We start from the raw sequence: 25,450 nt of genomic DNA, 5'->3' as shown, positions 1-25,450 counted from the left end.
TCTTACCTTCAACGCGTCGTACGTCGTACGTCATATATGAGACGCGATATGTGAGATCCGAGAGGCGCGCATGACCTCTGTGCCCACGCCCATCCCCTCCCGCACGCAGTACGTGCTGGAGGGGATAAAACACCGCATCCTCACCGGGCGGCTGACGCCGGGCCAGGCCCTGGTCGAGACCGAACTCGCCGCACAGTTCGGGGTCTCCAAGACCCCGGTGCGCGAGGCGCTCAAGACCCTGGCCGGCACCGGACTGGTCGTGATGAGCCAGTACAAGGGCGTCACGGTGCGCATGGTGGACGCGGACATGGCGCGCGAGGTCTACGACGTCCGGCTGCTCCTGGAGCCCGAGGCGCTCCGCCGCACCGTGCGCCGCAAGGCCTCCCTGGACGCCGCCCGCGACGCGCTCACCCGCGCCGACCAGGCCACCGACACCGCCGAACGCTCCCTGGCCAACCGGGAGTTCCACCGCGCGCTGTACGTCCCGTGCGGCAACCCGCTGCTCGGCCGGATGCTCGACGAGGTCCGCGACCAGGCCGCCCTGGTCTCCGCCGTCGCCTGGGCCGCCGACCCCTCCTGGGAACGGGAGGCCCGCGAACACCGCGACATCCTGCGGCTCGCCGCGGAGGGCGACGCCGACGGTGCGGCGCGCGCCCTGCACGCCCACATCGAGTCGTTCGTGCTGAAGGCCTTCCCCGACGCCGGGACCGAGGCCACCGAGGTCCAGGGAGAGGACGGTCAGGAATGACAGCGACGTTCGAGGCCCAGCGGGCGGCACTCGCCGACGTGGTGGCGATCCCGGTGACCCCGTTCGCCGAGGACGGCTCCGTCGACCAGGACACCCACCGCGCCCTGCTGCGCCGACTGCTCGACGGCGGTGTCACCACCCTCACCCCCAACGGCAACACCGGCGAGTTCTACGCCCTCGCCCCCGAGGAGCGCCGCCTGGTCACCGAACTCACCCTCGACGAGGCGGGCGACCGGGGCGTGGTCCTCGTCGGCGTCGGACACGACGTGCCGACCGCCGTCGCCTCCGCCCGGCACGCCCGCGAGCTGGGCGCGGCCATGGTGATGGTGCACCAGCCCGTGCACCCCTACGTCTCCCAGTCCGGCTGGGTCGACTACCACCGCGCCATCGCCGAGGCCGTGCCCGAGCTGGGCGTGGTGCCGTACATCCGCAACGCCCAGCTGTCCGGCGCCCGGCTCGCCGAACTCGCCGACCACTGCCCCAACGTGGTCGGTGTGAAGTACGCCGTCCCGGACGCCGCCCGCTTCGCCGGGTTCGCCCGTGACGCGGGGCTCGACCGGTTCGTGTGGGTGGCCGGGCTCGCCGAGCCGTACGCCCCCTCGTACTTCTCCGCTGGCGCCACCGGCTTCACCTCCGGCCTGGTGAACGTCGCCCCCGCCGTCTCGCTGAACATGATCGAGGCGCTCCGGTCCGGCGACTACCCGGCCGCGATGAAGGGGTGGGAGCAGATCCGCCGCTTCGAGGAGCTGCGCGCCGCGCACGGCTCCGCCAACAACGTCACCGTCGTCAAGGAGGCCCTCGCCTCCCTCGGCCTGTGCCGCCGCGAGGTGCGCCCGCCCAGCAAGCCCCTGCCGGAGAGCGAGCGCGCCGAGGTCGCCGCCATCGTCGCCGGGTGGTCCATATGACCGACCGGACGACCCCGCGCAAGCGCCCGGAGGAACTGCGCAGCCACCAGTGGTACGGCACCGACGGACTGCGGTCCTTCAGCCACCGCGCCCGCACCCGCCAGCTCGGCTACCTCCCCGAGGAGCACCTCGGCAAGCCGGTCATCGCCGTCCTCAACACCTGGTCCGACATCAACCCCTGCCACGTCCACCTCCGCGACCGGGCGCAGGCCGTCAAGCGCGGGGTGTGGCAGGCGGGCGGGTTCCCGCTGGAGTTCCCGGTCGCCACGCTGAGCGAGACCTTCCAGAAGCCGACCCCGATGCTCTACCGCAACCTCCTCGCCCTGGAGACGGAGGAACTGCTGCGCTCGTACCCCGTCGACGGGGCGGTGCTGATGGGCGGCTGCGACAAGTCGACGCCCGCGCTGCTGATGGGCGCGGCCAGCGTCGACCTGCCGACCGTGTTCGTGCCCGCCGGGCCGATGCTGCCGGGTCACTGGCGCGGCGAGACCCTCGGCTCCGGCACCGACATGTGGAAGTACTGGGACGACAAGCGCGCCGGGCTCATCGGCGACTGCGAGATGACCGAGCTGGAGAGCGGCCTCGCCCGCTCACCCGGCCACTGCATGACCATGGGTACGGCGTCCACGCTGACCGCCGCCGCGGAGGCGCTCGGCGTGACCGTGCCGGGCGCGTCCAGCATCCCGGCCGTGGACTCCGGGCACGACCGGATGGCCGCCGCGGCGGGCCTGCGCGTCGTCGACCTGGTCCACCGGGGGCGGACGCTCCGCGACATCCTCACCCAGGAGGCGTTCGAGGACGCCGTCACCACCGTCCTCGGCCTCGGCGGCTCCACCAACGCCGTCATCCACCTCATCGCCATGGCCGGACGCGCGGGCGCCCGGCTCACCCTGGACGACTTCGACCGCGTCGCCCGCACGGTCCCGGTACTGGCCAACGTCCGCCCCGGCGGACAGACGTACCTGATGGAGGACTTCCACTTCGCGGGCGGGCTGCCCGGGTTCCTCTCCCGCATCACCGACCTGCTCCACCTGGACCGCCCCACGGTCGCCCACGACACCCTGCGCGAGCAGCTCGCGGGCGCCCTGGTCCACGACGACGACGTCATCCGGCCGCGCGGCAACCCGGTCGCGGCCGAGGGCGGGGTCGCGGTGCTGCGCGGCAACCTCTGCCCGGACGGCGCCGTCATCAAGCACATCGCCGCCGAACCGCACCTGCTCAAGCACACCGGGCCCGCGGTCGTCTTCGACGACTACAGGACGATGCAGCGCACCATCAACGACCCGGCGCTGGACATCACCGCCGACAGCGTGCTGGTGCTGCGCAACGCCGGACCCAAGGGCGGCCCCGGAATGCCCGAGTACGGGATGCTGCCGATCCCCGACCACCTGCTGAAGCAGGGCGTACGGGACATGGTGCGGATCTCCGACGCCCGGATGAGCGGCACCAGCTACGGCGCCTGCGTCCTCCACGTCGCACCGGAGTCGTACGTCGGCGGACCGCTCGCGCTGGTGCGCACCGGCGACCAGATCACCCTCGACGTCGAGGCGCGCACCCTGCGCCTGCACGTCGACGACGCGGAGCTGGAGCGCCGCCGGGCCGAGTGGACCCCGCCGCCCGCCCGCTACGAGCGGGGCTACGGCGCCCTCTACAACGACCAGATCACGCAGGCCGACACCGGCTGCGACTTCGAGTTCCTGGCCCGCGAGGGCCAGGTGCCGGACCCGTACGCGGGTTGACGGAACTCCCACCCCAGGCTCAGGCCCCGAACGGCCAAGAACGCGTCGCGTAGTTCAAGAAAGCGCTTCACCGACAGCTCCACCGACAGCTCCACCGAGAACGGAGAACAGTCATGGCCCAAGCCGCAGCCGTGGCGAAACCGCCCGCGCCACCGAGGCGGCGCCGTGCCTCCGCCACCCCGCGCAGGCTGCCGTACCTGCTGATCGCCCCGGCGGCCCTGCTGATGCTGGGCTTCATCGCCTACCCGGTGCTCAGCGTCTTCTACTACAGCCTCCAGGACTACAACCCCACCAAGCCGTGGCGGAACGGCTTCGCGGGCTTCGACAACTTCGTCCACGCCTTCACCGAGGACCCCCTCTTCTGGGACACGCTGGTCTTCAGCACCAAGTGGGTCGTCGTCGAGGTCGGGCTCCAGCTGCTGTTCGGACTCGCGCTCGCCCTCATCGTCAACCAGACCTTCGTCGGCCGGTCCCTCGGCCGCGCCATGGTCTTCTCCCCGTGGGCCGTCTCCGGCGTGCTGACCAGCGCCATCTGGGTACTGCTCTACAACTCCCAGACCGGCGTCACCCGCTACCTCGCGGACATGGGCATCGGCTCCTACGGCACCAGCTGGCTGTCCGACCCGTCCACCGTCTTCCCCGCGGCGATCGTCGCCGACCTCTGGCGCGGCGTCCCCTTCTTCGCCATCCTCATCCTCGCCGACCTCCAGTCCGTCTCGAAGGACCTCTACGAGGCCGCCGAGGTCGACGGCGCCAGCCGCGTCAAGCAGTTCTGGCACATCACCCTGCCGCACCTGAAGGACGCCATCGTGCTGTCCACGCTGCTGCGCGCGGTCTGGGAGTTCAACAACGTCGACCTCCTCTACACCCTCACCGGCGGCGGACCCGCGGGCGAGACCACCACGCTGCCCCTCTACATCGCCAACACCAGCGTCGACGCCCACAACTTCGGCTACGCGTCCGCCCTGACGACGGTCGCGTTCGTGATCCTGCTCTTCTGCTCGATCGTCTATCTGCGGCTGAGCAAGTTCGGAGGTGAGACCAAGTGAGCGCCACCAAGGAAGCCCCCGTCGCGCCGCCCGCGCGTCGGCACGCCGCCCCTCAGCCGCACCGCCCGGTCAGACGGCAGCGCGCCTGGGACGAGGCCCCCCGCTGGCAGATCTACCTGCCCCTGTCGATCTACCTGCTCTTCACGCTCGTCCCCTTCTACTGGATGCTGCTGTTCGCGCTGCGCCCGGCGGGCTCCACCTCGCTGGTGCCCTGGCCGATCACCTTCGACCACTTCGAGAAGGTGTGGACCGAGCGGAGCTTCGGCACCTACTTCGAGAACAGCGTCTACGTCGGTGTCGCCACCCTGGTGACGACCACCGTCGTCGCCCTCGCGGGCGGCTACGCGCTCGCCCGGTTCGACTTCAGGATCAAGCGGGCGTTCATGCTCGCGCTGCTCTGCTCCCAGTTCGTGCCGGGCGCGCTGCTGCTGGTGCCGCTGTTCGAGATCTTCGCCGAACTCCAGATGATCAACTCCCTCGGCAGCGTCATCATCGCCGAGACGGTCTTCCAGCTGCCGCTGTCGATCATCCTGATCAGCAACTTCATCAAGAACGTGCCGTACTCCCTGGAGGAGGTGGCCTGGGTCGACGGGTGCGGGCGCCTCACCGCCTTCCGCCTGGTCGTGCTGCCGCTGCTGCGCCCCGGGCTGATCGCGGTCGGCTCCTTCGCCTTCGTGCACTCCTGGAACCACTTCCTGTTCGCCCTGATGTTCCTCAACAACCAGGGCAAGCAGACCATCCCGGTCGGTCTGAACACCCTGATGAGCTCGGACAGCGTCGACCTCGGCGCGCTCGCCGCGGGCGGCATCGTCGCCGCCGTCCCGGTGGTCCTCGTCTTCGCCTTCATCCAGAAGTGGCTGATCACCGGCTTCAGCGCGGGGGCGGTGAAGGGATGACCACGCCGGGGATGGCCACGCCGGGGACGACCCCACCACCGCCCGTACCCGTCGTCCTCGCGGGCGCCCGCGGCCACGGCCGCTGGCACGTCGAGAACCTCCGCCGCCTCACGGAACGGGGCCTGGTCAGCCTGGTCGGCATCTGTGAGCTGACCCCGCTCACCGAGGCCGAGTACGGCGGCGAACTCCCCGCCCAGTCCGACGACTTCGGCGCGCTGCTGGAGTCGACCGGCGCCCGGGCCGCGGTGGTGTGCACCCCGATCCCCACCCACACCGACCTGGCGCTGACGGCCGCCCGTCAGGGCGTGCACCTGCTCCTGGAGAAGCCCCCGGCGCCGTCCTACGCGGAGTTCCGCCGGATGGCCGACGGGGTCGCCGAGGCGGGCGTCGCCTGCCAGATCGGGTTCCAGTCGCTGGGCTCGCACGCCCTGCCCGCGATCCGTGAGCTGATCGCCGAGGGCGCCATCGGGGAGGTGCGCGGCATCGGCGGCGCCGGGGCCTGGGCGCGCGACGAGGCGTACTTCCGGCGGGCGCCGTGGGCGGGCCGACGGCGGTTGAACGGCGTCGACGTGATCGACGGGGCGCTGACCAACCCGCTCGCGCACGCCGTCGCCACCGCCCTCGCGCTGGACGGCAGCACCCGCGCCGAGGACGTCACCGCCATCGAGACCGAGCTGTGGCACGCCAACGACATCGAGGCCGACGACACCTCCTGCGTCCGGATCACCACCGCGGAGGGCCGCCCCGTCACCGTCGCCGCCACCCTGTGCGCCGAGCACCCCGGCGACCCGTACGTCCTGGTGCACGGCAGCCGCGGCCGGATCACCTTCTGGTACAAGCAGGACCGCGTCCTGCTCCAGCGCGCCGACCACGGTCCCGAGGAGTACGAGTACGGCCGCACCGACCTGCTGGAGAACCTCGTCGGCCACCTCACCACCGGCGCCGACCTGCTCGTCCCCCCGGACACCACCGGCGCCTTCATGAAGGTCGTCGAGGCGATCCGCAGCGCCCCCGACCCGGCCGCGCTGCCGGACACCGCCTGGCGGACCCTGCCCGCCGAACGGCGCCGGATCGTCCCCGGCGTCGACGCACTGGTGGCGGGCGCCGCCGACACCCTGTCCCTGTACTCCGAACTGGGCGCCGACTGGGCGCCGTACCAGGCCCCGCGGAAAGAGGTGAGCACCCGATGACCACCCCCGACTCCCCGGTGCTGCGGGTCGCGGGCCGCCCCGTCGGCCGCTACGTCACCCGGCCCGAGCTGCCCGACCGGCTCTCCCCGCGCCCCTATCTGCACCCCGTCACCACCCTGTCCGGTACGGCGGTCACCGAGCTGAGCCCCGCCGACCACCTCCACCACCTCGGCGTCGGTGTCGCCGTTCCCGACGTCGAGGGGCACAACTTCTGGGGCGGGCGCACCTACGTCCGCGACCAGGGCCCGACCGAGCTGGCCAACCACGGCTCCCAGCGGCACGTCGCCTTCCAGCTGCGCGACCCGGACGGCTTCGTACAGGAGCTGCGCTGGATGGCCGGGGGCGGCGAGCTGCTGCGCGAGCGCCGCACGGTCGCGGCCACCGGGCTCACCGCCACCGCCTGGGCGCTGGACGTCACCTTCGCCCTCACCAACACCACCTCCGCCGCCCTGACCATCGGGAGCCCCGCCACCAACGGACGCCCCGGGGCGGCCTACGGCGGCTTCTTCTGGCGGGCCCGCAAGGAGGCCGCCGCCCCGGACGTCTTCACCCCCGGCGCCGAGGGCGAACAGGAAGTGCACGGCCGCCCCGCCGACTGGCTGGCCCTCGCCGGATCCACCTGGACGCTGGTGTTCGCCGGGGTCACCGACGCCACCCGCCGCGACCCCTGGTTCGTGCGCACCGCCGAGTACCCCGGCGTCGGCTCCTCCCTCGCGCACACCGACCGCGTCCCCGTCGCGCCCGGCGAGACCCTGGTCCGCCGTGTCGTGACCGTCGTCGCGGACGGCCACCTCGACCGGGACGAGGCGACGGCCCTGGTCCGCAAGGCGGTGGCCCCATGACGCCAGCCCCGGAGCAGCCGGAGACCTACACCAACCCCGTCCTCGACGCCGACTGGTCCGACCCGGACGTCGTCCGCGTCGGCGACGACTTCTACCTCACCGCCTCCAGCTTCGGCCGCGCCCCCGGACTGCCCCTGCTGCACTCCCGGGACCTGGTCCACTGGACCCTCGTAGGACACGCCCTCGAACGCCTCGAACCGGCCGCCGAGTTCCGCGTCCCCCGCCACGACTGCGGCGTCTGGGCACCCTCCCTGCGCCACCACGACGACCGCTTCTGGATCTTCTGGGGCGACCCCGACCAGGGCGTCTTCCAGGTCAACGCCCCCGCGATCCGCGGCCCGTGGACCGCGCCGCACCTGCTGAAGCCCGGCAAGGGCCTGATCGACCCGTGCCCCCTGTGGGACGAGGAGACCGGCGAGGCGTACCTCGTGCACGCCTGGGCCAAGTCGCGCTCCGGCGTCAAGAACCGCCTCACCGGCCACCGGATGCGCCCCGACGGCACCGCGCTGCTCGACGACGGCGAGGTCATCGTCGACGCGGACCGCATCCCCGGCTGGTTCACCCTGGAGGGCCCCAAGCTCTACCGGCACGACGGCTGGTTCTGGATCCTCGCCCCGGCCGGGGGAGTGGAGACCGGCTGGCAGGGCGCCCTGCGCTCGCGCGGCTTCTTCGGGCCGTACGAGCACCGGATCGTCCTGGAGCAGAAGGACACCGACGTCAACGGCCCCCACCAGGGCGGCTGGGTGCGCACCGCGTCCGGCGAGGACTGGTTCCTGCACTTCCAGCAGCGCGGCGCGTACGGCAGGGTGGTCCACCTCCAGCCGATGCGCTGGGGCGCGGACGGCTGGCCGGTCCTCGGCGACGACGGCGCCCCCGTGACCGTCCACCGCCGCCCGGCGCTCCCGGCGCAGCCGCCCGCCGCGCCCGCCACCGACGACGACTTCCCCGGCGGACGGTACGGCCGTCAGTGGCAGTGGGCGGCCAACCCCGTCGACGGCTGGGCCACCGAGCACTCCGGCGACGGACTCCGCCTCACCTGCGTCCGCTCGGCCACCGCGCACGACCTGCGCGGGCTGCCGAACGTGCTGACCCAGCGGCTGCCCGGCCTCCCGAGCGTGGTCGAGGTGGACCTGCGGCTCGACAGCGACGCGCCCGGCGCGCGGGCCGGACTCGCGGTGCTCGGCGACGCGTTCTCCTGGATCGGGCTCCAGCGCGGCACCGACGGGGCGGTGCACCTGGTGCACCGGTTCGCGGAGTCCGCCGCCGAGGCCGAACGCGACGCCGACCACCCCCGGCCCGCCCCCGACGGCCGCGCCACCCTGCGCGTGGAGATCGGCGCCGGCGCCCGCTGCCGGTTCTCCTCCGACCTCGGGGACGGCCCGCACCCTTCCGGACCGGTGTTCGCGGCGACCCCGTGGCGCTGGGTCGGTGCCCTGCTCGGCCTGTTCGCCCTCGCGCCGGAGGGGACCGGGCACGCCGGGGCGGCCGAGTTCACCCGGTTCAGGACCAGCGCCCTGTAACCGCTCAGGCCCCACAACTCCATACCTCCGGACCGCGCCCCACGCCGCCCGGAAACCTCCGTTGGATCCCGAAGAAGCGACCCAAAGAAGAGAGCCGACCTTATGAACACCAGCAAGCGCAGAAGCACCACCGGCAGGCAGCGGCTGTCGGCAGCCGTCGCCCTGAGCGCCGTCCTCGCGCTGACCGCCACCGCCTGCGGCGACGACGGCAGCGGCGGGGGCGGCGACAAGGGCGACGACGGCAGCGGCACCGGGAAGATCGTCTTCTGGGACAACAACGGCGGTGTCCGGACCGACGTCTGGAAGGAGATCATCGCCGACTTCGAGAAGGCCAACCCGGACGTCGACGTCGAGTACGTCGGCATCGCCTCCACCGAGTACCAGTCCAAGGTCGACACCGCCATCCAGGGCGGCGGCCTGCCCGACGTCGGCGGTGTCGGCGCGGCGATGCTCGCCGGGTTCGCCGCGCAGGAGGCGCTGGAGCCGCTGGAGAACCGGCTCACCGGCTCCTCCCTCAACGGCCAGCTCAACGACGACATGATCACGTCGCTGAAGGCCGCCGGTGACTCGGAGCGCCTGTACTCCGTGCCGACCTCCGCCAACAACGGTGTGCTGTACTACCGCACCGACCTCTTCGAGAAGGCCGGTCTCGACGAGCCGACCACCTGGGACGCCTTCTACGAGGCCGCGGAGAAGCTGACCGACGCGGACGAGAACGAGTTCGGCTACACCATCCGCGGCGGCGCCGGTTCCATCGCGCAGGCGCTGGACGCGATGTACGGGCAGTCCGGCATCACGTCGTTCTGGGACACCAGCGGTGAGAAGTCCACCGTCAACGACCCGAAGAACGTCGCGGCGCTGGAGAAGTACGCCGCCCTCTTCAAGAAGGTCACCCCGGCCGCCGACCTCAACAACGACTTCACGAAGATGGTCGCCCAGTGGGACTCCGGCACCATCGGGATGCTCAACCACAACCTGGGCTCCTACCAGGACCACGTGAAGGCGTTCGGCGCCGACAAGTTCCGCGGCATCCCGCAGCCGATCGGGCCCGGCGGCAAGCGGGTCCAGGTGTCCAACCCGGTGGACGGTCTGGGCATGTTCAAGAGCAGCAAGAACAAGGACGCGGCCTGGAAGTTCATCGAGTTCGCCGCGGGGCACGCGTCGAACTCCACGTTCAACCAGTCGGCCGGGCAGGTGCCCGCCAACCTCGAGGCGGCGAAGGACCCGTGGGTCTCGGAGGCGGAGCCGACGAAGCTGGCGGCCGAGGCGCTGACGGACGGCTCGACGACGATCGTGCAGCTCCCGTACTACCTGCCTGACTGGAACACGATCTCCAAGGCCGACAACGAGCCGAACTTCCAGAAGGTGCTGCTGGGGAAGATGAGCGCGGAGGACTTCCTCAACACGCTCGCGGACCAGCTGAACGAGGCGCAGGCGGAGTGGAACGAGCAGCACGGCTGACGCGTGTCGGGGGCGGCCTGTGGTTCTTCGGCTGCGGGCCGCCCCCCAAAGCGTCCACTGGCCCCCCATCGAAAGGTACCGACGTGTCTCTCAGCCGTAGGCAGGTCGCCGGGGCCGCTCTTGCCGCCCTTCCGCTCACTGCCGGTACCGCGTACGCGAGCGGGAAACGGCCCCGCACCCTCTTCGTCGCCGGGGACTCCACGGCCGCGCAGAAGTACGCCGACGCCGCGCCCGAGACCGGGTGGGGCATGGCGCTGCCGTTCTTCCTGAAGCACGGTGTCCGGGTCGCCAACCACGCCGTGAACGGGCGCAGTTCGAAGAGCTTCTTCGACGAGGGGCGGCTGGACGTGGTCCTCGGCGCGATCGCGCCCGGCGATCTCCTGCTCGTCCAGTTCGCGCACAACGACGAGAAGAAGGCCGACCCCACCCGGTACACCGAGCCCTGGACGACGTACCAGGAGCACCTGCGGCTCTACGTCGACGGGGCGCGGGCGCGCGGGGCGCGGCCGGTGCTGGCGACGCCCGTGGAGCGGCGGCGGTTCGACGCGGCCGGCAACGCGGTGCCGAGCCACGGCGAGTACCCCGCGGCGATGCGGGCGCTGGCCGCGGCGGAGGGCGTGGCGCTGCTGGACGTACAGGCGCTGTCGCTGGCGCTCTGGCAGGAGCTGGGCGTCGAGGCGACGAAGACGTACTTCAACTGGACCGCCACCGAGCAGGACAACACGCACGTCAACCCGCCCGGCGCGATCGCCGTGGCCCGGCTGGTCGCGCGGGAGCTGCTGCGGACGCGGGTGCTCGCGCCGCGCGACGTACGGCGGCTGGCGGAGGAGGTCCCCGAGGAGTGGATCACCTGGCCGGAGGCCGCCGCGTAACACCCCCCCGAACCCGAGTAGTAAGGAGAGCCGCACCATGGAACCAAAGAAGTGGCATGGACATGCCAGAGCTGCCGCGCTGGTGGGCTGCACCGCCCTCGTGGTGTCCCTGACCGGCACCGCCGCCCACGCCCACGGCCGGGACCTCGGCCGCCAGGTGCTGGGCGCCCACGACGGCTGGGCCGCCGAGGGCGCCGGGACGACCGGCGGGGCGGCGGCCGACGCCGCGCACGTCTACACCGTGACCACCTGGGAGGAGTTCCGGGCCGCGCTGGCCGACGGCGGGTCCGCGCCGAAGATCGTCAAGGTGAAGGGGACCATCGACGCCGTCGCGCAGGGCTGTGAGGCGTTCGAGGCGGAGGGGTACGACTTCGACCAGTACCTCGCCGACTACGACCCCGCCGTCTGGGGCTACGACACCCCCGTCAGCGGCACCCAGGAGGACCTGCGGGCCGCGTCCGCCGCCCACCAGGACCAGGCCGTCAAGGTCGCCGTCCCGGCCAACACCACCATCGTCGGCGTCGGCCGCGACGCCGCGATCCTCGGCGGCAGCCTCCAGATCAAGGGCGTGGACAACGTCATCGTCCGCAACCTGACCATCGAGGCCCCGATCGACTGCTTCCCGCAGTGGGACCCCACCGACGACAACAACACCGGCGCCTGGAACTCCGAGTACGACGGCGTCGTCGTCTACGGCTCCACCCATGTGTGGGTCGACCACAACACCCTCACCGACGGCCGCTACCCGGACTCCACGCTGCCGACCTACTACGGCAAGGTCTACCAGCAGCACGACGGGCTCCTCGACATCGTGCGCGGCGCCGACCACGTCACCGTGTCCTGGAACTCCTTCCGGGACCACGACAAGACCATGCTGATCGGCAACAGCGACAGCGCGGGCGCCACCGACGCGGGCAAGCTGAAGGTCACCCTCCACCACAACCGCTTCGAGGGCATCGTGGAGCGGGCGCCCCGCGTCAGGTTCGGCCAGGTCGACTCGTACAACAACCACTTCGTGGTCACGAGGGACCAGCCCTACGGCTACGTCTACGGCATCGGCAAGGAGTCGCGCCTCTACGCCACGGACAACGCGCTGTCGCTGGCCAGGGGCGTCAGCGTCGGCAAGGTGCTGAAGAAGTGGAGCGAGGCGCCGCTCACCGCCGAGAACAACTACGTCAACGGCCGCGAGGTCGACCTGATCGCCGTGCACAACGCGGAGATCCCCGCCGAGACCCTCCAGTCCGGCGCGGGCTGGACCCCGACCCTGCGCACCAAGGTGCACTCCCCGAAGGCGATCCCGTGGATCGTCGGCCTGGGCGCGGGCGCGGGCAAGCTGCGCTGACCCCGACCGGCCTGCCGGGGCGGCGCTCCCGCCGCCCCGGCCCCGTCTCCCGAAGGACCACCACCCGTATGTCCCTCACCCGCAGAGACCTCCTCCTGGCGGGCGCCGGGGCGGGCGCGGCCCTGGGCCTCGCCACCGTCCCCGCCCACGCCACCGGCGCCCGGCGCCCGTTCGGCCGCCACGGCTCACCCACCGCCCGGCCGAGCGACCGCCACCTCTACGTCGACCCGCACGGCCGCGGCGACTTCACCACCGTCCAGGCCGCCGTGACCGCCGCCACCGGCAGCGGCTGGACCCTCGTCCTCGCCCCCGGCACCTACCGCGAGACCGTCGACGTCGGTTCCGACCGCACCGACATGACCTGGATCGGTGCCGCCGAGGACCCCCGGTCCACCGTCGTCGTCCACGACAACGCCGCGGGCACCCCGAAGCCCGACGGCTCCGGCACCCACGGCACCAGCGGCTCCGCCACCACCACCGTGCGGGCCGACGGCTTCACCGCCCACTGGGTCACCTTCGCCAACGACTGGCTGCGCGCCGACCACCCGGACGTCTCCGGCACCCAGGCCGTCGCCCTCAAGGCGCAGGGCGACCGCGGCGCCTTCCTCCACTGCCGGTTCCTCGGCCACCAGGACACCCTGTACGCCGACACCCGGTCCCTGGACACCTTCGCCCGCCAGTACTACGCCCACTGCCACATCGAGGGCGACGTCGACTTCGTCTTCGGCCGGGCCACCGCCGTCTACGAGCACTGCCACTTCCGCACCCTGAACAGGACCGACCTGTCCGGCGCCCCCCACGGCTTCGTCTTCGCGCCCTCCACGGCGGGCGCCAACCCGCTCGGCTACCTGGTCACCCGCGGCCGGATCAGCAGCACGGCCCCGGACGCCTTCTACAAGCTGGCCCGCCCCTGGGTGCCCAGCTCCGACCCGACCGCGCTGCCGATGCTCACCGTCCGCGACACCTGGCTGGGACTCGGCATCGACGCGGTGGCGCCGTACGCGAACATGCGCGACGCCTACCCGTGGCAGTCGATGCGGTTCCGTGAGTACGCCAACTCCGGCCCCGGCGCGGCCATCACCGTGCCCGAGAACCGGCCGCAGCTCACGGCCGAGGAGGCCGCCCGGCAGACCCGGCGGGCCTGGCTCGGCGACTGGCGGCCCTGCCACCTGCCGTGAGCACCGACGACGGTGCCCCGTCCGCGGCCGGGGAGTCCAGGACGACGTGACGCGGGAGAATCCTCTCCAGCCGCCCTAGCCGTTCTCGCCCCGCGGCGCGAAGTCCCCGGTCACCGCGTACGGTTCGCCGTCCGCGTCCGCCGTCGCGGTGTAGCCGTCGTCCCCGGCGTCCCGGCCCCCGCGTTCGTGGTCGTACTGCCCCGCGAAGACGAACTCGCCCACCGGGACCGTACGGCCCTCCCCGAGCACCCAGGTGTAGACGAGGTAGCCGTCCCGCTCCGCCACGGTCAGGTCGAAGTCGGCCTCGGGCAGGGAGCGCCAGGCGCCGGTGGAGGTGACGCCGCCGGTCTGGGCGATCCGCAGCTCCACGGTGAGGGACGCCAGCCGCTCGGTGGTCCTCACGGTGACGTTGCTCTGCGCCCAGAACTCGTTGCTGTGCGGGTCCACCGAACCGTCCGACCAGAGCGGGCCGTCCGCCACGTCCGTCGCGGTCGCGGGCGGCGCGGTGGTCGAGGGCGCCGTGCCCGACGGCGTGCGGGAGGCGGACGCGCTGGGCGCGCCGGACGCGGGGGAGGTGCTCGGCGACGGGCCGGGGCCGACCGGCGGGGCGGGCGGGCGGCTGGCGGCACCGGGGGACGGCGTCGGCGTCGCCGACACGGCGACCGTGCCCTGCGGCGGGGCGTCCTCCTTCACCGCGGACGCCACCGCGTACCCGCCGACCGCGAGGACACCCGCGACCGCGGCCGTCGCCCCGGCGACCCGCAGCCAGCCCCACACCGGCGGCGGCACCGCCCGGTGCCCGCCGGTGCGGTCCTCCTCGGCCATCCCGCGCTCGATCCGGGCCGTCATGCGGGCGCGGTCGGGCCGGTGCGCCCCGGCCGCCTCGCGCAGTCGGGCGCGCAGCTCCTCGTGCACGTCCCGCCTCATCGGTTCCTTCCTCCGCCCTCTGACGCGGGCACCATCGCCGCCTGGAGCCGTCGCGGGGCGCCCTCGGCCCCGAGCAGCCGCTGGAGTTCGGCCATCCCCTTGGAGGTCTGGCTCTTCACCGTACCCACCGACACCCCGAGGGTCAGCGCGGTGTCCTTCTCCGACAGGTCGAAGGCGTGCCGCAGCACCACGCACGCCCGCTTGCGGAACGGCAGCCGACGCAGCGCCGCCTGGACGTCGACCACGCCCGCGACGTCCGGGTTCTCGGTCTTCTCCTCGCGCTGCGACCAGAACAGCGCGATCCGCCGCCGCTCGCGCACCGCGCCGCGGATCCGGGTACGGGCGAGGTTGGCGACCACCCCGCGCGCGTACGCCACCGGGTGGTCGGCCGCGCGGACCCGGTCCCAGCGATGCCAGAGCGCCAGCAGCGCGTCCGCCGCCAGGTCGTCGGCGGCGTCCGGTTCACCGGTCAACAGGCAGGCCAGCCGGGCCAGTTCGGCGTAGTGGCGCTCGAAGAAGGCGTGGAACTCCACGGAGGCGGCGTCGTCGACGACTGTCCCCACGGGCTCTCTCCTCGCAGCGATAGTCCGGCGTCGAACAGCCGTACGCCGGGACGAGGAACCGGACTGTATCAGTGATCACTGCGCACGACGTGCGAGAGATCGAACAACGTATGGCGGACCGAACGGCCGACCCTGATTCCGTAACACGGGGAAAACCTGAGACGGGTTCAGCGGGGGAACAATCCAGCCAGCATCCGCACACTGATCACCCCGGCACCCAGGGAGCATCCGCCATGGCAGACACGCAGCAGGCGGCCGACCGCCCAAGTCCCCCGCCGCCAGCGGCGAACGGCGTCGACCGTTTCTTCAAGATATCCGAGCGGCGATCCACCCTCGGACGGGAGATACGCGGCGGCTTCGCCACGTTCTTCACGATGGCCTACATACTTGTCCTGAATCCCATCATCCTGGGCAGCGCCGAGGACAAGTACGGCCAGCACCTCGACGCCGTCCAACTCACCACCGCCACCGCCCTGGTGGCCGCCGTGATGACCGTCGTCATGGGCGTCGGCGGCAACCTGCCGGTCGCGCTCGCCGCCGGACTCGGCCTCAACGCCGTCGTCGCCTTCCAGATCGCCCCGCTGATGAGCTGGGCCGACGCGATGGGCCTGATCGTCCTCGAAGGACTGCTGATCTGCGTGCTGGTGGTGACCGGGCTGCGCGAGGCCGTCATGCACGCCATCCCGCAGTCCCTGAAGCAGGCGATCAGCGTCGGCATCGGACTGTTCATCGCCCTCATCGGCTTCGTCGACGCCGGGTTCGTCAGCCGTATCCCGGACGCCGCGAACACCACCGTGCCGGTCCAGCTCGGCGGCACCGGCACCCTCAGCGGCTGGCCCGTCCTGGTCTTCTGCCTCGGCGTGCTGCTGACCGTCGGGCTGCTCGCCCGCAAGGTCAAGGGCGCCATCCTCATCAGCATCGTCACCATGACGGTCGTCGCGATCCTCGTCAACTCCGCCGCCGACATCAGGAGCTGGGGACTGACCACGCCCGAGTGGCCGGACAAGGTCGTCGACAGCCCCGACTTCGGACTGCTCGGCGAGTTCAGCCTGTTCGGCGCGTTCGACGAACCCGGCGTCGGCGTCATCACCGTCGTCCTGCTCGTCTTCACCCTGATCCTGTCCGACTTCTTCGACACCATGGGCACCGTGGTCGGCATCAGCGCCGAGGCCGGGCTGCTCGACGAGGAGGGCAGGGTGCCGGGCCTGAGCCGGGTGCTGCTCATCGACGGCGCCGCGGCGGTCGCGGGCGGCGCGGCCTCCGCCTCGTCGGCCACCTCCTACATCGAGTCCGCCGCCGGGGTCGGCGAGGGCTCCCGCACCGGCTTCTCCAACCTGGTCACGGGTGGTCTCTTCGCCCTCGCCCTGCTGTTCACCCCGCTGCTGACCATCGTCCCGCTCCAGGCCGCCGCGCCCGCCCTGGTCGCCGTCGGCTTCCTGATGATGACCCAGGTCAAGCACATCGACTGGGACCGCTACGAGATCGCCATCCCGGCCTTCCTCACCATCGCCGTGATGCCGTTCACCTACTCCATCACCAACGGCATCGGCGCCGGGTTCATCGCCTACGCCCTCATCAAGACCGTCCTCGGCAGGGCGAAGGACGTCCACTGGCTGCTGTGGGGCGCCGCCGCGCTGTTCCTGGTGTACTTCGCGATCGACCCGGTGGAGCAGGTCCTCGGAGTCAGGTAGGCCGTAGCGGTCGAGGGCCGCCTCCGTCCCGGCCTCGGCCCCGGGGGCGGCCGGTCCGTTGCCGCTGGCCTCCCCCGACGGTCAACCCGCACGGGACCGATCCCGTCCGTGCAGCCTTCTCACCGGATGTTCACCGAGCGGCGGGACCGGCCGGTCTCAGTCCTCCAGGTGCAGCACGACCTCGTCGATCTCCTCGCCGCGCGCCTGCGCGAACCCGGTGGCGTGCGCGGTCACCCGGAAGCCGCAGCGCTCGAGCACCCGCAGCGACCCGGCGTTGTCCGCCGCCGCGCGGGCGTACAGCGGACGCTCGGGGACCTCGGCGAGGAGCCGGCGCAGCGCGGCCGTCGCGATGCCGCGCCCCCAGTAGGCCCGGTCGATCCAGTACGTGACCTCCCGCTCGCCCGGCGTCCCGTACACCGCCGCGCTGCCCACCACGTCACCGTCGACGAGCACGGTCCGCACCACGTCGTCCGAGGCGCGGATCCTCGCCCAGTGGGCGTCGAAGGCGTCCCGGTCGGCCGGGTCCTTCGCGGTGAAGGCGGCCATCCTGAGCGCCTCCGGGTCGTTCATCTGCCGGAAGAACACCGGCAGGTCACTGTCGTGGACGGCGCGCAGTGCGATGTGCATGGGGTTCACAGCCTCCGGGTGGCGAGGGTCAGGCGGTCGCGGGCGTCGAAGAGGGCGTCCTTCACCATCTGCTCGTGGGCGGGCGTGAGCCGGGCCACCGGGATCGAGCAGCTGATCGCGTCCCGCGCCGGGGTGCGGTAGGGGATCGCCACGCCGAAGCAGCGCAGGCCGAGGGTGTTCTCCTCGCGGTCCACGGCGAAGCCCTGCTCCCGGACCTGGCGCAGCTCCTCGATGAGCTTCTCCCGGTCGGTGATGGTGTGCTCGGTCAGCGCGGGCAGCGTCTCCGGGAGCATCTTGCGGACCTGCTCGTCGGTGTAGGTGCTCAGCAGCGCCTTGCCGAGGGAGGTCGAGTGGGCCGGGAGGCGGCGGCCGACACGGGTGAAGGGGCGCAGGTAGTGCTGCGACTGGCGGGTGGCGAGGTAGACGACGTTGGTGCCGTCGAGCCGGGCGAGGTGGATGGTCTCGGTGGTGTCGTCGGAGAGCCGGTCCAGGGTGGGCCGGGCGACCGCCACCACCTCGTCGCCGTCGATGTAGGAGGTGCCGACCAGCAGCGCCCGCACGCCGATGCCGTACCGGGTGCCCGTCGCGTCCGTCTCCACCCAGCCCAGCTCCACCAGCGTGCGCAGCAGCATGTAGAGGCTGGACTTGGGGTAGCCGACGGCCTCCTGGACCGCCGCGAGGGAGTGCATACCGGGGCGTCCGGCGAAGTACTCCAGCAGCTCGACCGTCCGTACCGCGGACTTGACCTGCGCGCCGCCCCCCGTCTCGCCAGCCGCCATCGCCCTTGACCCCTTCGTTCGACGAGGACCTGAAGATATAGTCTCCGACAGCACATTCACCATCAGAGACAGCGTTCAGTATATCGAACAGTCCTGGTGGATGACCCAGGTATACGTGGAGGGACCCGCGGTGGCAGCAGCACCAGTCTGGAGTGTCGACCCCCGAACCGGGAAGCAGCGTGAACAGGTCGCGGTGGAGGCCACGGCCCAGGAGGTGGACGCCGCCGTCCGGGCCGCGCACGACGCCCGCGGCGCCCTGACCGACCGCACCGTGCGCGCCGCCTTCCTGCGGACCGCGGCGGACGCGCTGGAGGGGGCCAGGGACGCCCTCGTGGAGACCGCCGACGCCGAGACCGCGCTCGGCCCGGTCCGGCTCACCGGCGAACTCGCCCGCACCTGCTTCCAGCTGCGGGCCTTCGCCGACATCGTCGACGAGGGCGCCTTCCTCGACGTCGTCGTCAACCACCCCGACGACACCGCCACCCCGCCCATCCCGGACCTGCGCCGCTACAAGGTGCCGCTCGGCGTCGTGGCCGTCTACTCCGCCTCCAACTTCCCCTTCGCGTTCTCCGTCGCGGGCGGCGACACGGCGAGCGCGCTCGCCGCGGGCTGCCCGGTCGTCGTCAAGGCCCACCCCGACCACCCGGCCCTGTCCGAGCTGGTCGCCAAGGTGCTGCGCCGGGCCGCCGCCGAGCACGGCGTGCCCGGGGGCGTGGTCGGCCTGGTGCACGGCTTCGAGGCGGGCGTCGAGCTGATCAGGCACCCGCTGGTCGCCGCGGCCGGGTTCACCGGCTCGGTACGCGGCGGGCGCGCCCTCTTCGACGCCGCCGCCGCCCGTCCGGTGCCGATCCCCTTCCACGGCGAGCTGGGCTCCCTCAACCCGGTGCTGATCACCGAGGCCGCGGCGGCCGAGCGGCCCGAGCAGATCGGCGGCGGCCTCGCGGGCTCGATGACGCTGGGCGTCGGCCAGTTCTGTGTCAAGCCCGGGCTCGTCCTCGCGCCGCGGGGCCCGGCGGGCGACCAGCTGCTGAAGTCCCTCACCGAGGCCGTCAGCGGCACCGCGGCGGGCGTCCTGCTCGACCACCGGATGCGCGACAACTTCCTCGCCGGGATCACCGAGCGCACCCGCCTCCCCGGCGTGGAGTCGCCGGTCACCCCCGGCGCGGGCAGCGAGCACACGGTCAGCCCCGGCTTCCTCACCGTCCCGGCGGAGAAGCTGGCGGAGGAGGGCGAGTACGACCTCCTGCTGGAGGAGTGCTTCGGTCCGGTGACCGTCGTCGCCCGCTACGCCGACGAGGGCGAGGCCAAGGCGGTGCTGTCGCGGCTGCCGGGGAACCTCACCGCGACGGTGCACCTGTCGTCGGAGGAGGCCGCGGGTCAGGGGCGGGGCCCCGAACTGCTGGCCGAGCTGACGCCGCTGGCCGGTCGGGTGCTGGTCGACTCCTGGCCGACCGGGGTCGCGGTGGCGCCCGCGCAGCACCACGGGGGGCCGTACCCGGCGACGACGTCGACGTCCACGTCGGTGGGCGGGACGGCGATCGAGCGGTGGCTGCGGCCGGTGGCGTACCAGAACGCGCCGGAGGCGCTGCTGCCGCCGGAGCTGCGGGACGACAACCCGCTGGGGCTGCCTCGTCGGTTCAACGGGCGGCTGGAACGGTAGTCGGGCGCGGCCGCGTCGCCGGGTGCGGGTGGTCTGTGCTGCTCGCGCCCCGCGGCGGAGCCGCATGTCGACACAGCCCCGCGCCCCGCGGGTGGGAATACCGGACGGTGTTTTAAAGTTCACGTATTCCCCTGAACCTGAAGTGAGGCCCCGTCGTGCGTGTGGAGATCTGGAGCGATATCGCCTGTCCCTGGTGTTACGTGGGGAAGGCGCGGTTCGAGAAGGCGCTGGCGGCTTTTCCGCACCGGGAGCGGGTCGAGGTCGTGCACCGGTCGTTCGAGCTGGACCCCGGGCGGGCCAAGGGTGACGTCCAGCCCGTGATCGGGATGCTCGCCCAGAAGTACGGCATGAGCGAGGCGCGGGCCCAGGCCGCCGAGGACAACGTCGGCGCCCAGGCCGCCGCCGAGGGGCTGCCGTACCGCACGCGCGGGCGGGACGACGGCGGCACGTTCGACATGCACCGGCTCCTGCACCACGCCCGGGCGAAGGGCCGCGAGGACGAGCTGCTGCGGGCGCTGTACCGGGCCAACTTCGCCGAGGAGCGGTCGGTCTTCGGCGACGACGAGCGGCTGGTGGAGCTGGCCGTCGACGCCGGGCTCGACGCCGACGGCGCCCGCGAGGTGCTCGCCGACCCGGCCGCGTACGCCGACGACGTGCGCGCCGAGGAGCGCGAGGCGGTGGCGCTCGGCGCGACGGGGGTGCCGTTCTTCGTCATCGACCGCGCGTACGGCGTCTCCGGCGCCCAGCCCGCCGAGGTCTTCGAGCGGGCGCTGGCGCGGGCGTGGGGCGAGCGGTCGCCGCTGACCCTGGTCGACCGGGACGGCGACGCGGAGGCCTGCGGACCCGACGGGTGCGCGGTGCCGCGGCAGGGCTGAGACGCCGCAGGTCGGAGCGGACGTATAAGGGTTCCTTAGCGGAACCCCGTACATATTCGCGATGGACTTGGGGCTGGCGCGGGCCGCACAGTGGAGCCATGGAGACCTTCGAGAGCCTCGTCCGCGCCGAGTTCAGCCCGAAGAACACCTACCTCAACACCGCCAGCACCGGGCTGCTGCCCGCGCGCACGGTCGCCGCGATGCGCACGGCCGTGGAGGCGGCGTCCGTGGGGCAGCCCACGGACATGTTCGGCGACGTCGAGGCGTCCCGGGCGTCCTTCGCCCGGCTGACCGGGGTACCGGAGGACCGGGTGGCGGCCGGGGCGTCGGTCGCGGTGTACTCCGGGCTGATCGCCGCCTCCCTGCCGGAGGGCGCCGAGGTCCTCACCGCCGAGGGCGACTTCAGCTCGGTCGTGAACCCCTTCCACGTCCGCGCCGACCTCAAGGTGCGCACCGTGCCGCTGGAGCGGGTCGCCGAGTCGGTGCGGCCCGGCACCGCGCTGGTCGCGGTGAGCGCCGCGCAGTCCGCGGACGGCCGGATCGCCGACCTGCCCGCGGTCCGCGCGGCGGCCCACGCGCACGGCGCCCGCACCTACGTCGACGCCTCCCAGGCCGTGGGCTGGCTGGACTTCGACGCGGACGCCTACGACTACACCGCCGCCGTCGCCTTCAAGTGGCTGTTCTGCCCGCGCGGGGTGACCTTCATGACCGTCCCCGGCGACCTCGGCGGACTGTCGCCGCTGTTCGCCGGGTGGGTGGCGGGCCAGGAGCCGTGGGACAGCTGCTACGGCCCGGTCGCCGAACTCGCCCGCTCCGCCCGCCGGTTCGACGAGAGCCCCGCGCTGTTCTCCTACGCCGGGGCCCGGCACTCCCTCGCCCTGCTGGAGGAGGTCGGCGTGGACACCGTACGCGCGCACGACCTCGCGCTGGCCGAGCGGTTCCGGGCGGGGCTCGACGCGCTCGGGCACGCGCCGGTGGCCGCGCCCGGGTCACCGATCGTCTCGGTGCCGGGGCTCGGCCACCGGCAGTCCGCGCTCAGCGGCGCGGGCATCGAGGTGTCGAACCGGGCGGGCAACCTCCGCGCGGCCTTCCACCTCTACAACACGCCCGCCGACGTGGACCGGCTGCTCGACGCGCTCTCCGGCTGAGCCGGTTCAGCGCACGGGCGTGAAGTCCCGGGCGCCGATGAACTCCGGCCGCCGCACGGGGGCGGCGAAGGGCTCCACGGCCTGGTTCTCCACACTGTTGAACACGATGAAGACGTTGCTGCGCGGGAACGGCGTGATGTTGTCCCCGGAGCCGTGCATACAGTTGCAGTCGAACCAGACCGCGGACCCGGCCCGGCCGGTGAACAGCTTGATGCCGTACTCGCCCGCCATCTCGGTCAGCGCCTCGTGGGACGGCGTGCCCGCGTCCTGCATCTGGAGGGACTTCTTGTAGTTGTCCTTCGGGGTGGCGCCCTCGCACGCGAGGAAGGTCCGGTGCGACCCCGGCATGATCATCAGGCCGCCGTTGGTGTCGAAGTTCTCGGTCAGCGCGATCGAGACGGACACCGTGCGCATGTTCGGCAGGCCGTCCTCGGCGTGCCAGGTCTCGAAGTCGGAGTGCCAGTAGAAGCCGCTGGCCCCGAACCCGGGCTTGACGTTGATCCGGGACTGGTGGACGTACACGTCGGAGCCGAGGATCTGCCGGGCGCGGCCGACCACGCGCTCGTCGCGCACCAGCGAGGCGAACACCTCGCTGATCTTGTGCACCTCGAAGACCGACCGGATCTCCTGCGACTTCGGCTCGATGATCGACCGCTCGTCCGCGCGGATCGCCGGGTCGGCGATCAGCCGGTTCAGCTCGTCGCGGTAGACCCTGACCTCGTCGTCGGTGATCAGGTCCTCGATGGCGAGGAAGCCGTCACGGTCGAACGACTCCAGGCCGGTCGCGGCGATCGGTCCCGGCGTGCCCGGGGCGCCCCAGACGACCGGGTCCTTGCGGGGGATCTTCACCTCGGTGGTGCCCCGGCTCGGGTACAGGTCGGTGACGGCGGCGGTGTTCGTGGTCGTGGTGGTCACTGGGACTCACACCTCCTCGGTGAGCAGCGGGTAGACGCCGTTCTCGTCGTGGTCCTCACGTCCGGTGACGGGCGGGTTGAAGACGCAGATGCAGTGGAAGTCCTCCTTGACGCGGAGCGTGTGCCGCTCGTGGCCGTCCAGGAGGTACATGGTCCCGGGAGTGATGGTGTACGTCTTCCCGGTCTCGCGGTCGGTCAGTTCGGCCTCGCCCCTGGTGCACACGACGGCCTCGACGTGGTTGGCGTACCACATGGACGTCTCGGTACCCGCGTACAGGATGGTCTCGTGCAGGGAGAAGCCGACCTTCTCCTTGGCGAGCACGATGCGCTTGCTCTCCCAGGTGCCGGACGCGGACTTGACGTGCCGGTCGGTGCCTTCGATGTCCTGGAATGATCGGACGATCACGGTGTAGCGATGCCTCCTCGTCAGGTGGTGCTCTGTCTCTCAGACGGTGGTCGGTGCCGTCTCCCGCACGGCGCGGGCCAGCGTGCGCAGGCCCTCGTCCAGCTCGTCGGGGGTGATGGTCAGGGCGGGCAGCAGCTTGATGACCTCGCTCTCCGGACCCGAGGTCTCCACCAGCAGCCCGAGGTCGAAGGCGCGCTGCGCGACGCGTCCCGCGCGCTCCTTGTGGTGGAACTCCATGCCCCACACCAGGCCCCGGCCGCGGTACTCCCTGACGTCGGCGAGGTTCTCCTCGGTGATGGCGATCATGGCCTGCTCCACCAGCTCACCGCGGGCGCGGGTCTGCTTCTCCATGGCGGAGCCGTCGGCCCAGTACGACTCCAGCGCGGCCGTCGCGGTGACGAACGCCGGGTTGTTGCCGCGGAAGGTGCCGTTGTGCTCGCCCGGCTCCCAGATGTCCAGCTCCGGCTTGAACAGGCAGAGCGACATCGGCAGGCCGTAGCCGCTGATGGACTTGGAGACGGTGACGATGTCGGGCGTGATCCCGGACTCCTCGAAGGAGAAGAAGGCGCCGGTACGGCCGCAGCCCATCTGGATGTCGTCGACGATCAGCAGCATGTCCTGCCGCTCGCACAACTCGGCGAGCGCGCGCAGCCACTCCGGGCGGGCGACGTTGATGCCGCCCTCGCCCTGCACGGTCTCCACGATCACCGCGGCGGGCTTGTTCAGGCCGGAGCCCTGGTCCTCGAGCAGCCGCTCGAACCACAGGAAGTCCGGGACCTGCCCGTCGAAGTAGTTGTCGAACGGCATCGGCGTGCCGTGCACCAGCGGGATGCCCGCCCCGGCCCGCTTGAAGGCGTTGCCGGTCACGGCGAGGGAGCCGAGCGACATCCCGTGGAAGGCGTTGGTGAACGACACGATGGCCTCGCGCCCCTTCACCTTCCGCGCCAGCTTCAGCGCGGACTCCACGGCGTTGGTGCCCGTCGGGCCCGGGAACATGACCTTGTACGGCAGGTCGCGGGGGCGCAGCACCAGGTTCTGGAAGGTCTCCAGGAACCGGCGCTTGGCCGTCGTCGACATGTCGAGGCCGTGGGTGACGCCGTCCCGCTCCAGGTAGTCGATCAGGGCGCGTTTGAGGACGGCGTTGTTGTGGCCGTAGTTCAGGGATCCGGCGCCGGCGAAGAAGTCCAGGTACTCGTGGCCGTCCTCGTCGTACATGCGGCTGCCCTGGGCGCGGTCGAAGACGGCGGGCCAGCCGCGGCAGTAGCTGCGCACCTCGGACTCCAGGGTCTCGAAGACGCTCAGGTCGGGCTGGGTGATGGTCACGGCGAATCGCTCCTCGGTGCGACAGTGGGCCAACGGTGCGGGTGGTCGGACGGAGTTCGACAAGTCGGTCAGCGGTCTGACGGGGTGGGTCAGCGGGACGACGCGTCGGCCGGTGGGCTCGACAGGCCGGTCAGCGGGGCGATGCGGTAGAGGACTTCCGGGTCGTGCGGGCCGTCCGGGAACTGGTCGGTGGCGAACAGCACCGCGCGCTCGACGCGGGCGCCGTGCCGGGCGGCGTACGACGTGAACAGCCGCTCGGAGGCGGTGTTGCCGGGCGTGATGGTGGTCTCCACGGCGTCGAGGCCGCGCTCGGCGGCGACCCGGGCGGTCAGCGCGTCGAGCAGCCGGGCCGCGAGACCCCGGCCGCGGTACGCGGCGTCGACGGCCACCTGCCACACCAGCAGCGTCCCCGGGCGGTCGGGGCGCAGGTACCCGGTGACGAAGCCGACCGGCTCCCCGCCATCCCCGCGGGCCACCACGGAGGTGCCGGCGAAGTCACGGCACCACAGCAGATAGGCGTAGGACGAGTTCAGGTCGAGGCTTCCGGATTCCTTGGCGAGCCGCCAGAGAGCGGCTCCGTCCGCCACCTTCGGACGGTCGATGGGCAGGTCTGCTTGTGCGGCGGTCATGCGTATTGAATTTACCGAGAGAAAAATGAAATTGCATGGCCACGGACTCTTGGGTCCCGAGGCTCGATGTGTTATCGCGCGGGCGCGAGAGCTGACCCGCTGGTGGGTCGCTATGGGGTGATTTGGCCCGTAAATACAGCGCAAATCGGGCGGGCTTGTGTGACGA

At 72.0% G+C, this 25,450-nt stretch carries 24 protein-coding genes; 16 read left to right on the top strand and 8 right to left on the bottom strand.

What is annotated here, in order from left to right; genetic code table 11:
• Positions 1-70: 70 nt before the first annotated feature.
• From ABZ659_RS05220 to ABZ659_RS05165, 12 genes are all read left to right on the top strand, one after another.
• On the top strand, positions 71-748 hold the full coding sequence (locus ABZ659_RS05220) for a GntR family transcriptional regulator (RefSeq protein ID WP_360213634.1): 678 nt from the start codon (positions 71-73) through the stop codon (positions 746-748).
• Positions 745-1,653, top strand: a complete 909-nt coding sequence (locus tag ABZ659_RS05215; protein ID WP_360213632.1) for a dihydrodipicolinate synthase family protein — start codon at positions 745-747, stop codon at positions 1,651-1,653. The genes ABZ659_RS05220 and ABZ659_RS05215 overlap by 4 nt, the downstream gene beginning before the upstream one ends.
• On the top strand, positions 1,650-3,392 hold the full coding sequence (gene araD / locus ABZ659_RS05210; protein ID WP_360213630.1) for an L-arabinonate dehydratase: 1,743 nt from the start codon (positions 1,650-1,652) through the stop codon (positions 3,390-3,392). Before ABZ659_RS05215 ends, araD begins: the two co-directional genes overlap by 4 nt.
• Before the next feature lie 113 nt (positions 3,393-3,505).
• Entirely contained in the window at positions 3,506-4,441 is a 936-nt protein-coding gene (locus tag ABZ659_RS05205) for a sugar ABC transporter permease (protein ID WP_360213628.1), read from the top strand.
• Entirely contained in the window at positions 4,438-5,337 is a 900-nt protein-coding gene (locus tag ABZ659_RS05200; protein WP_360213626.1) for a carbohydrate ABC transporter permease, read from the top strand. The genes ABZ659_RS05205 and ABZ659_RS05200 overlap by 4 nt, the downstream gene beginning before the upstream one ends.
• Positions 5,334-6,527 (top strand): Gfo/Idh/MocA family oxidoreductase, encoded by a 1,194-nt coding sequence (locus ABZ659_RS05195; RefSeq protein WP_360213624.1) that lies wholly within the window; start codon positions 5,334-5,336, stop codon positions 6,525-6,527. Before ABZ659_RS05200 ends, ABZ659_RS05195 begins: the two co-directional genes overlap by 4 nt.
• Complete coding sequence (locus tag ABZ659_RS05190) at positions 6,524-7,369, top strand: PmoA family protein (protein WP_360213622.1); 846 nt, start codon at positions 6,524-6,526, stop codon at positions 7,367-7,369. The genes ABZ659_RS05195 and ABZ659_RS05190 overlap by 4 nt, the downstream gene beginning before the upstream one ends.
• Positions 7,366-8,889: a family 43 glycosylhydrolase gene (locus tag ABZ659_RS05185; RefSeq protein ID WP_360213620.1), complete on the top strand. Its 1,524-nt coding sequence runs from the start codon at positions 7,366-7,368 to the stop codon at positions 8,887-8,889. Before ABZ659_RS05190 ends, ABZ659_RS05185 begins: the two co-directional genes overlap by 4 nt.
• A gap of 102 nt (positions 8,890-8,991) precedes the next feature.
• Positions 8,992-10,350: a sugar ABC transporter substrate-binding protein gene (locus tag ABZ659_RS05180; RefSeq protein WP_360213618.1), complete on the top strand. Its 1,359-nt coding sequence runs from the start codon at positions 8,992-8,994 to the stop codon at positions 10,348-10,350.
• Positions 10,351-10,433: 83 nt separating this feature from the next.
• Positions 10,434-11,222: a rhamnogalacturonan acetylesterase gene (locus ABZ659_RS05175; RefSeq protein WP_360213616.1), complete on the top strand. Its 789-nt coding sequence runs from the start codon at positions 10,434-10,436 to the stop codon at positions 11,220-11,222.
• A gap of 37 nt (positions 11,223-11,259) precedes the next feature.
• Positions 11,260-12,564: a pectate lyase gene (locus ABZ659_RS05170; RefSeq protein WP_360213614.1), complete on the top strand. Its 1,305-nt coding sequence runs from the start codon at positions 11,260-11,262 to the stop codon at positions 12,562-12,564.
• A 68-nt stretch (positions 12,565-12,632) separates the two neighbouring features.
• Positions 12,633-13,742, top strand: a complete 1,110-nt coding sequence (locus ABZ659_RS05165) for a pectinesterase family protein (protein ID WP_360213612.1) — start codon at positions 12,633-12,635, stop codon at positions 13,740-13,742.
• Positions 13,743-13,817: 75 nt separating this feature from the next.
• Here the strand turns inward: ABZ659_RS05165 and ABZ659_RS05160 are convergent, their stop codons facing one another.
• Positions 13,818-14,669 carry a hypothetical protein gene (locus tag ABZ659_RS05160; protein WP_360213610.1) on the bottom strand — a complete coding sequence of 284 codons (852 nt, stop codon included), beginning with the start codon at positions 14,667-14,669 and terminating at the stop codon, positions 13,818-13,820.
• A complete protein-coding gene (locus ABZ659_RS05155; RefSeq protein ID WP_360213608.1) occupies positions 14,666-15,232 on the bottom strand; it encodes a SigE family RNA polymerase sigma factor in 567 nt (188 codons plus the stop codon). The genes ABZ659_RS05160 and ABZ659_RS05155 overlap by 4 nt, the downstream gene beginning before the upstream one ends.
• A 233-nt stretch (positions 15,233-15,465) precedes the next feature.
• Here ABZ659_RS05155 and ABZ659_RS05150 point away from each other — a divergent pair, with 233 nt between their 5' ends.
• Positions 15,466-16,923, top strand: a complete 1,458-nt coding sequence (locus ABZ659_RS05150) for an NCS2 family permease (protein ID WP_360213606.1) — start codon at positions 15,466-15,468, stop codon at positions 16,921-16,923.
• Between the two features lie 156 nt (positions 16,924-17,079).
• Here the strand turns inward: ABZ659_RS05150 and ABZ659_RS05145 are convergent, their stop codons facing one another.
• Both ABZ659_RS05145 and ABZ659_RS05140 read right to left on the bottom strand, forming a co-directional pair.
• Positions 17,080-17,550 carry a GNAT family N-acetyltransferase gene (locus tag ABZ659_RS05145; RefSeq protein ID WP_360213604.1) on the bottom strand — a complete coding sequence of 157 codons (471 nt, stop codon included), beginning with the start codon at positions 17,548-17,550 and terminating at the stop codon, positions 17,080-17,082.
• A gap of 5 nt (positions 17,551-17,555) precedes the next feature.
• Positions 17,556-18,329 carry an IclR family transcriptional regulator gene (locus ABZ659_RS05140; RefSeq protein ID WP_360213602.1) on the bottom strand — a complete coding sequence of 258 codons (774 nt, stop codon included), beginning with the start codon at positions 18,327-18,329 and terminating at the stop codon, positions 17,556-17,558.
• Positions 18,330-18,459: 130 nt separating this feature from the next.
• On the opposite strand from ABZ659_RS05140, the gene ABZ659_RS05135 reads away from it, so the two are divergent.
• From ABZ659_RS05135 to ABZ659_RS05125, 3 genes are all read left to right on the top strand, one after another.
• Positions 18,460-19,989, top strand: coding sequence for an aldehyde dehydrogenase (NADP(+)) (locus tag ABZ659_RS05135; RefSeq protein WP_360213600.1), 1,530 nt, complete (start codon positions 18,460-18,462; stop codon positions 19,987-19,989).
• Between the two features lie 155 nt (positions 19,990-20,144).
• Complete coding sequence (locus ABZ659_RS05130; RefSeq protein WP_360213598.1) at positions 20,145-20,864, top strand: DsbA family oxidoreductase; 720 nt, start codon at positions 20,145-20,147, stop codon at positions 20,862-20,864.
• A 98-nt stretch (positions 20,865-20,962) separates the two neighbouring features.
• A complete protein-coding gene (locus tag ABZ659_RS05125; RefSeq protein WP_360213596.1) occupies positions 20,963-22,012 on the top strand; it encodes an aminotransferase class V-fold PLP-dependent enzyme in 1,050 nt (349 codons plus the stop codon).
• Positions 22,013-22,018: 6 nt separating this feature from the next.
• Here ABZ659_RS05125 and thpD read toward each other — a convergent pair whose 3' ends face one another.
• The 4 genes from thpD to ectA form a co-directional block, all read right to left on the bottom strand.
• Positions 22,019-22,927 carry an ectoine hydroxylase gene (gene thpD / locus ABZ659_RS05120; protein WP_360213594.1) on the bottom strand — a complete coding sequence of 303 codons (909 nt, stop codon included), beginning with the start codon at positions 22,925-22,927 and terminating at the stop codon, positions 22,019-22,021.
• A gap of 6 nt (positions 22,928-22,933) precedes the next feature.
• Positions 22,934-23,332, bottom strand: a complete 399-nt coding sequence (locus tag ABZ659_RS05115; protein ID WP_360213592.1) for an ectoine synthase — start codon at positions 23,330-23,332, stop codon at positions 22,934-22,936.
• Positions 23,333-23,371: 39 nt separating this feature from the next.
• Positions 23,372-24,655 (bottom strand): diaminobutyrate--2-oxoglutarate transaminase, encoded by a 1,284-nt coding sequence (ectB, locus tag ABZ659_RS05110; protein WP_360213590.1) that lies wholly within the window; start codon positions 24,653-24,655, stop codon positions 23,372-23,374.
• Between the two features lie 89 nt (positions 24,656-24,744).
• Entirely contained in the window at positions 24,745-25,284 is a 540-nt protein-coding gene (gene ectA / locus ABZ659_RS05105) for a diaminobutyrate acetyltransferase (RefSeq protein WP_360213588.1), read from the bottom strand.
• Between the last annotated feature and the right edge of the window lie 166 nt (positions 25,285-25,450).

This window comes from Streptomyces sp. NPDC006997 (genome assembly GCF_040635175.1).
Taxonomy (GTDB): Bacteria; Actinomycetota; Actinomycetes; order Streptomycetales; family Streptomycetaceae; genus Streptomyces.
The sequence above is the reverse complement of the archived record's forward strand: the minus strand, read 5'-3'. Positions and strand labels throughout refer to the sequence as shown.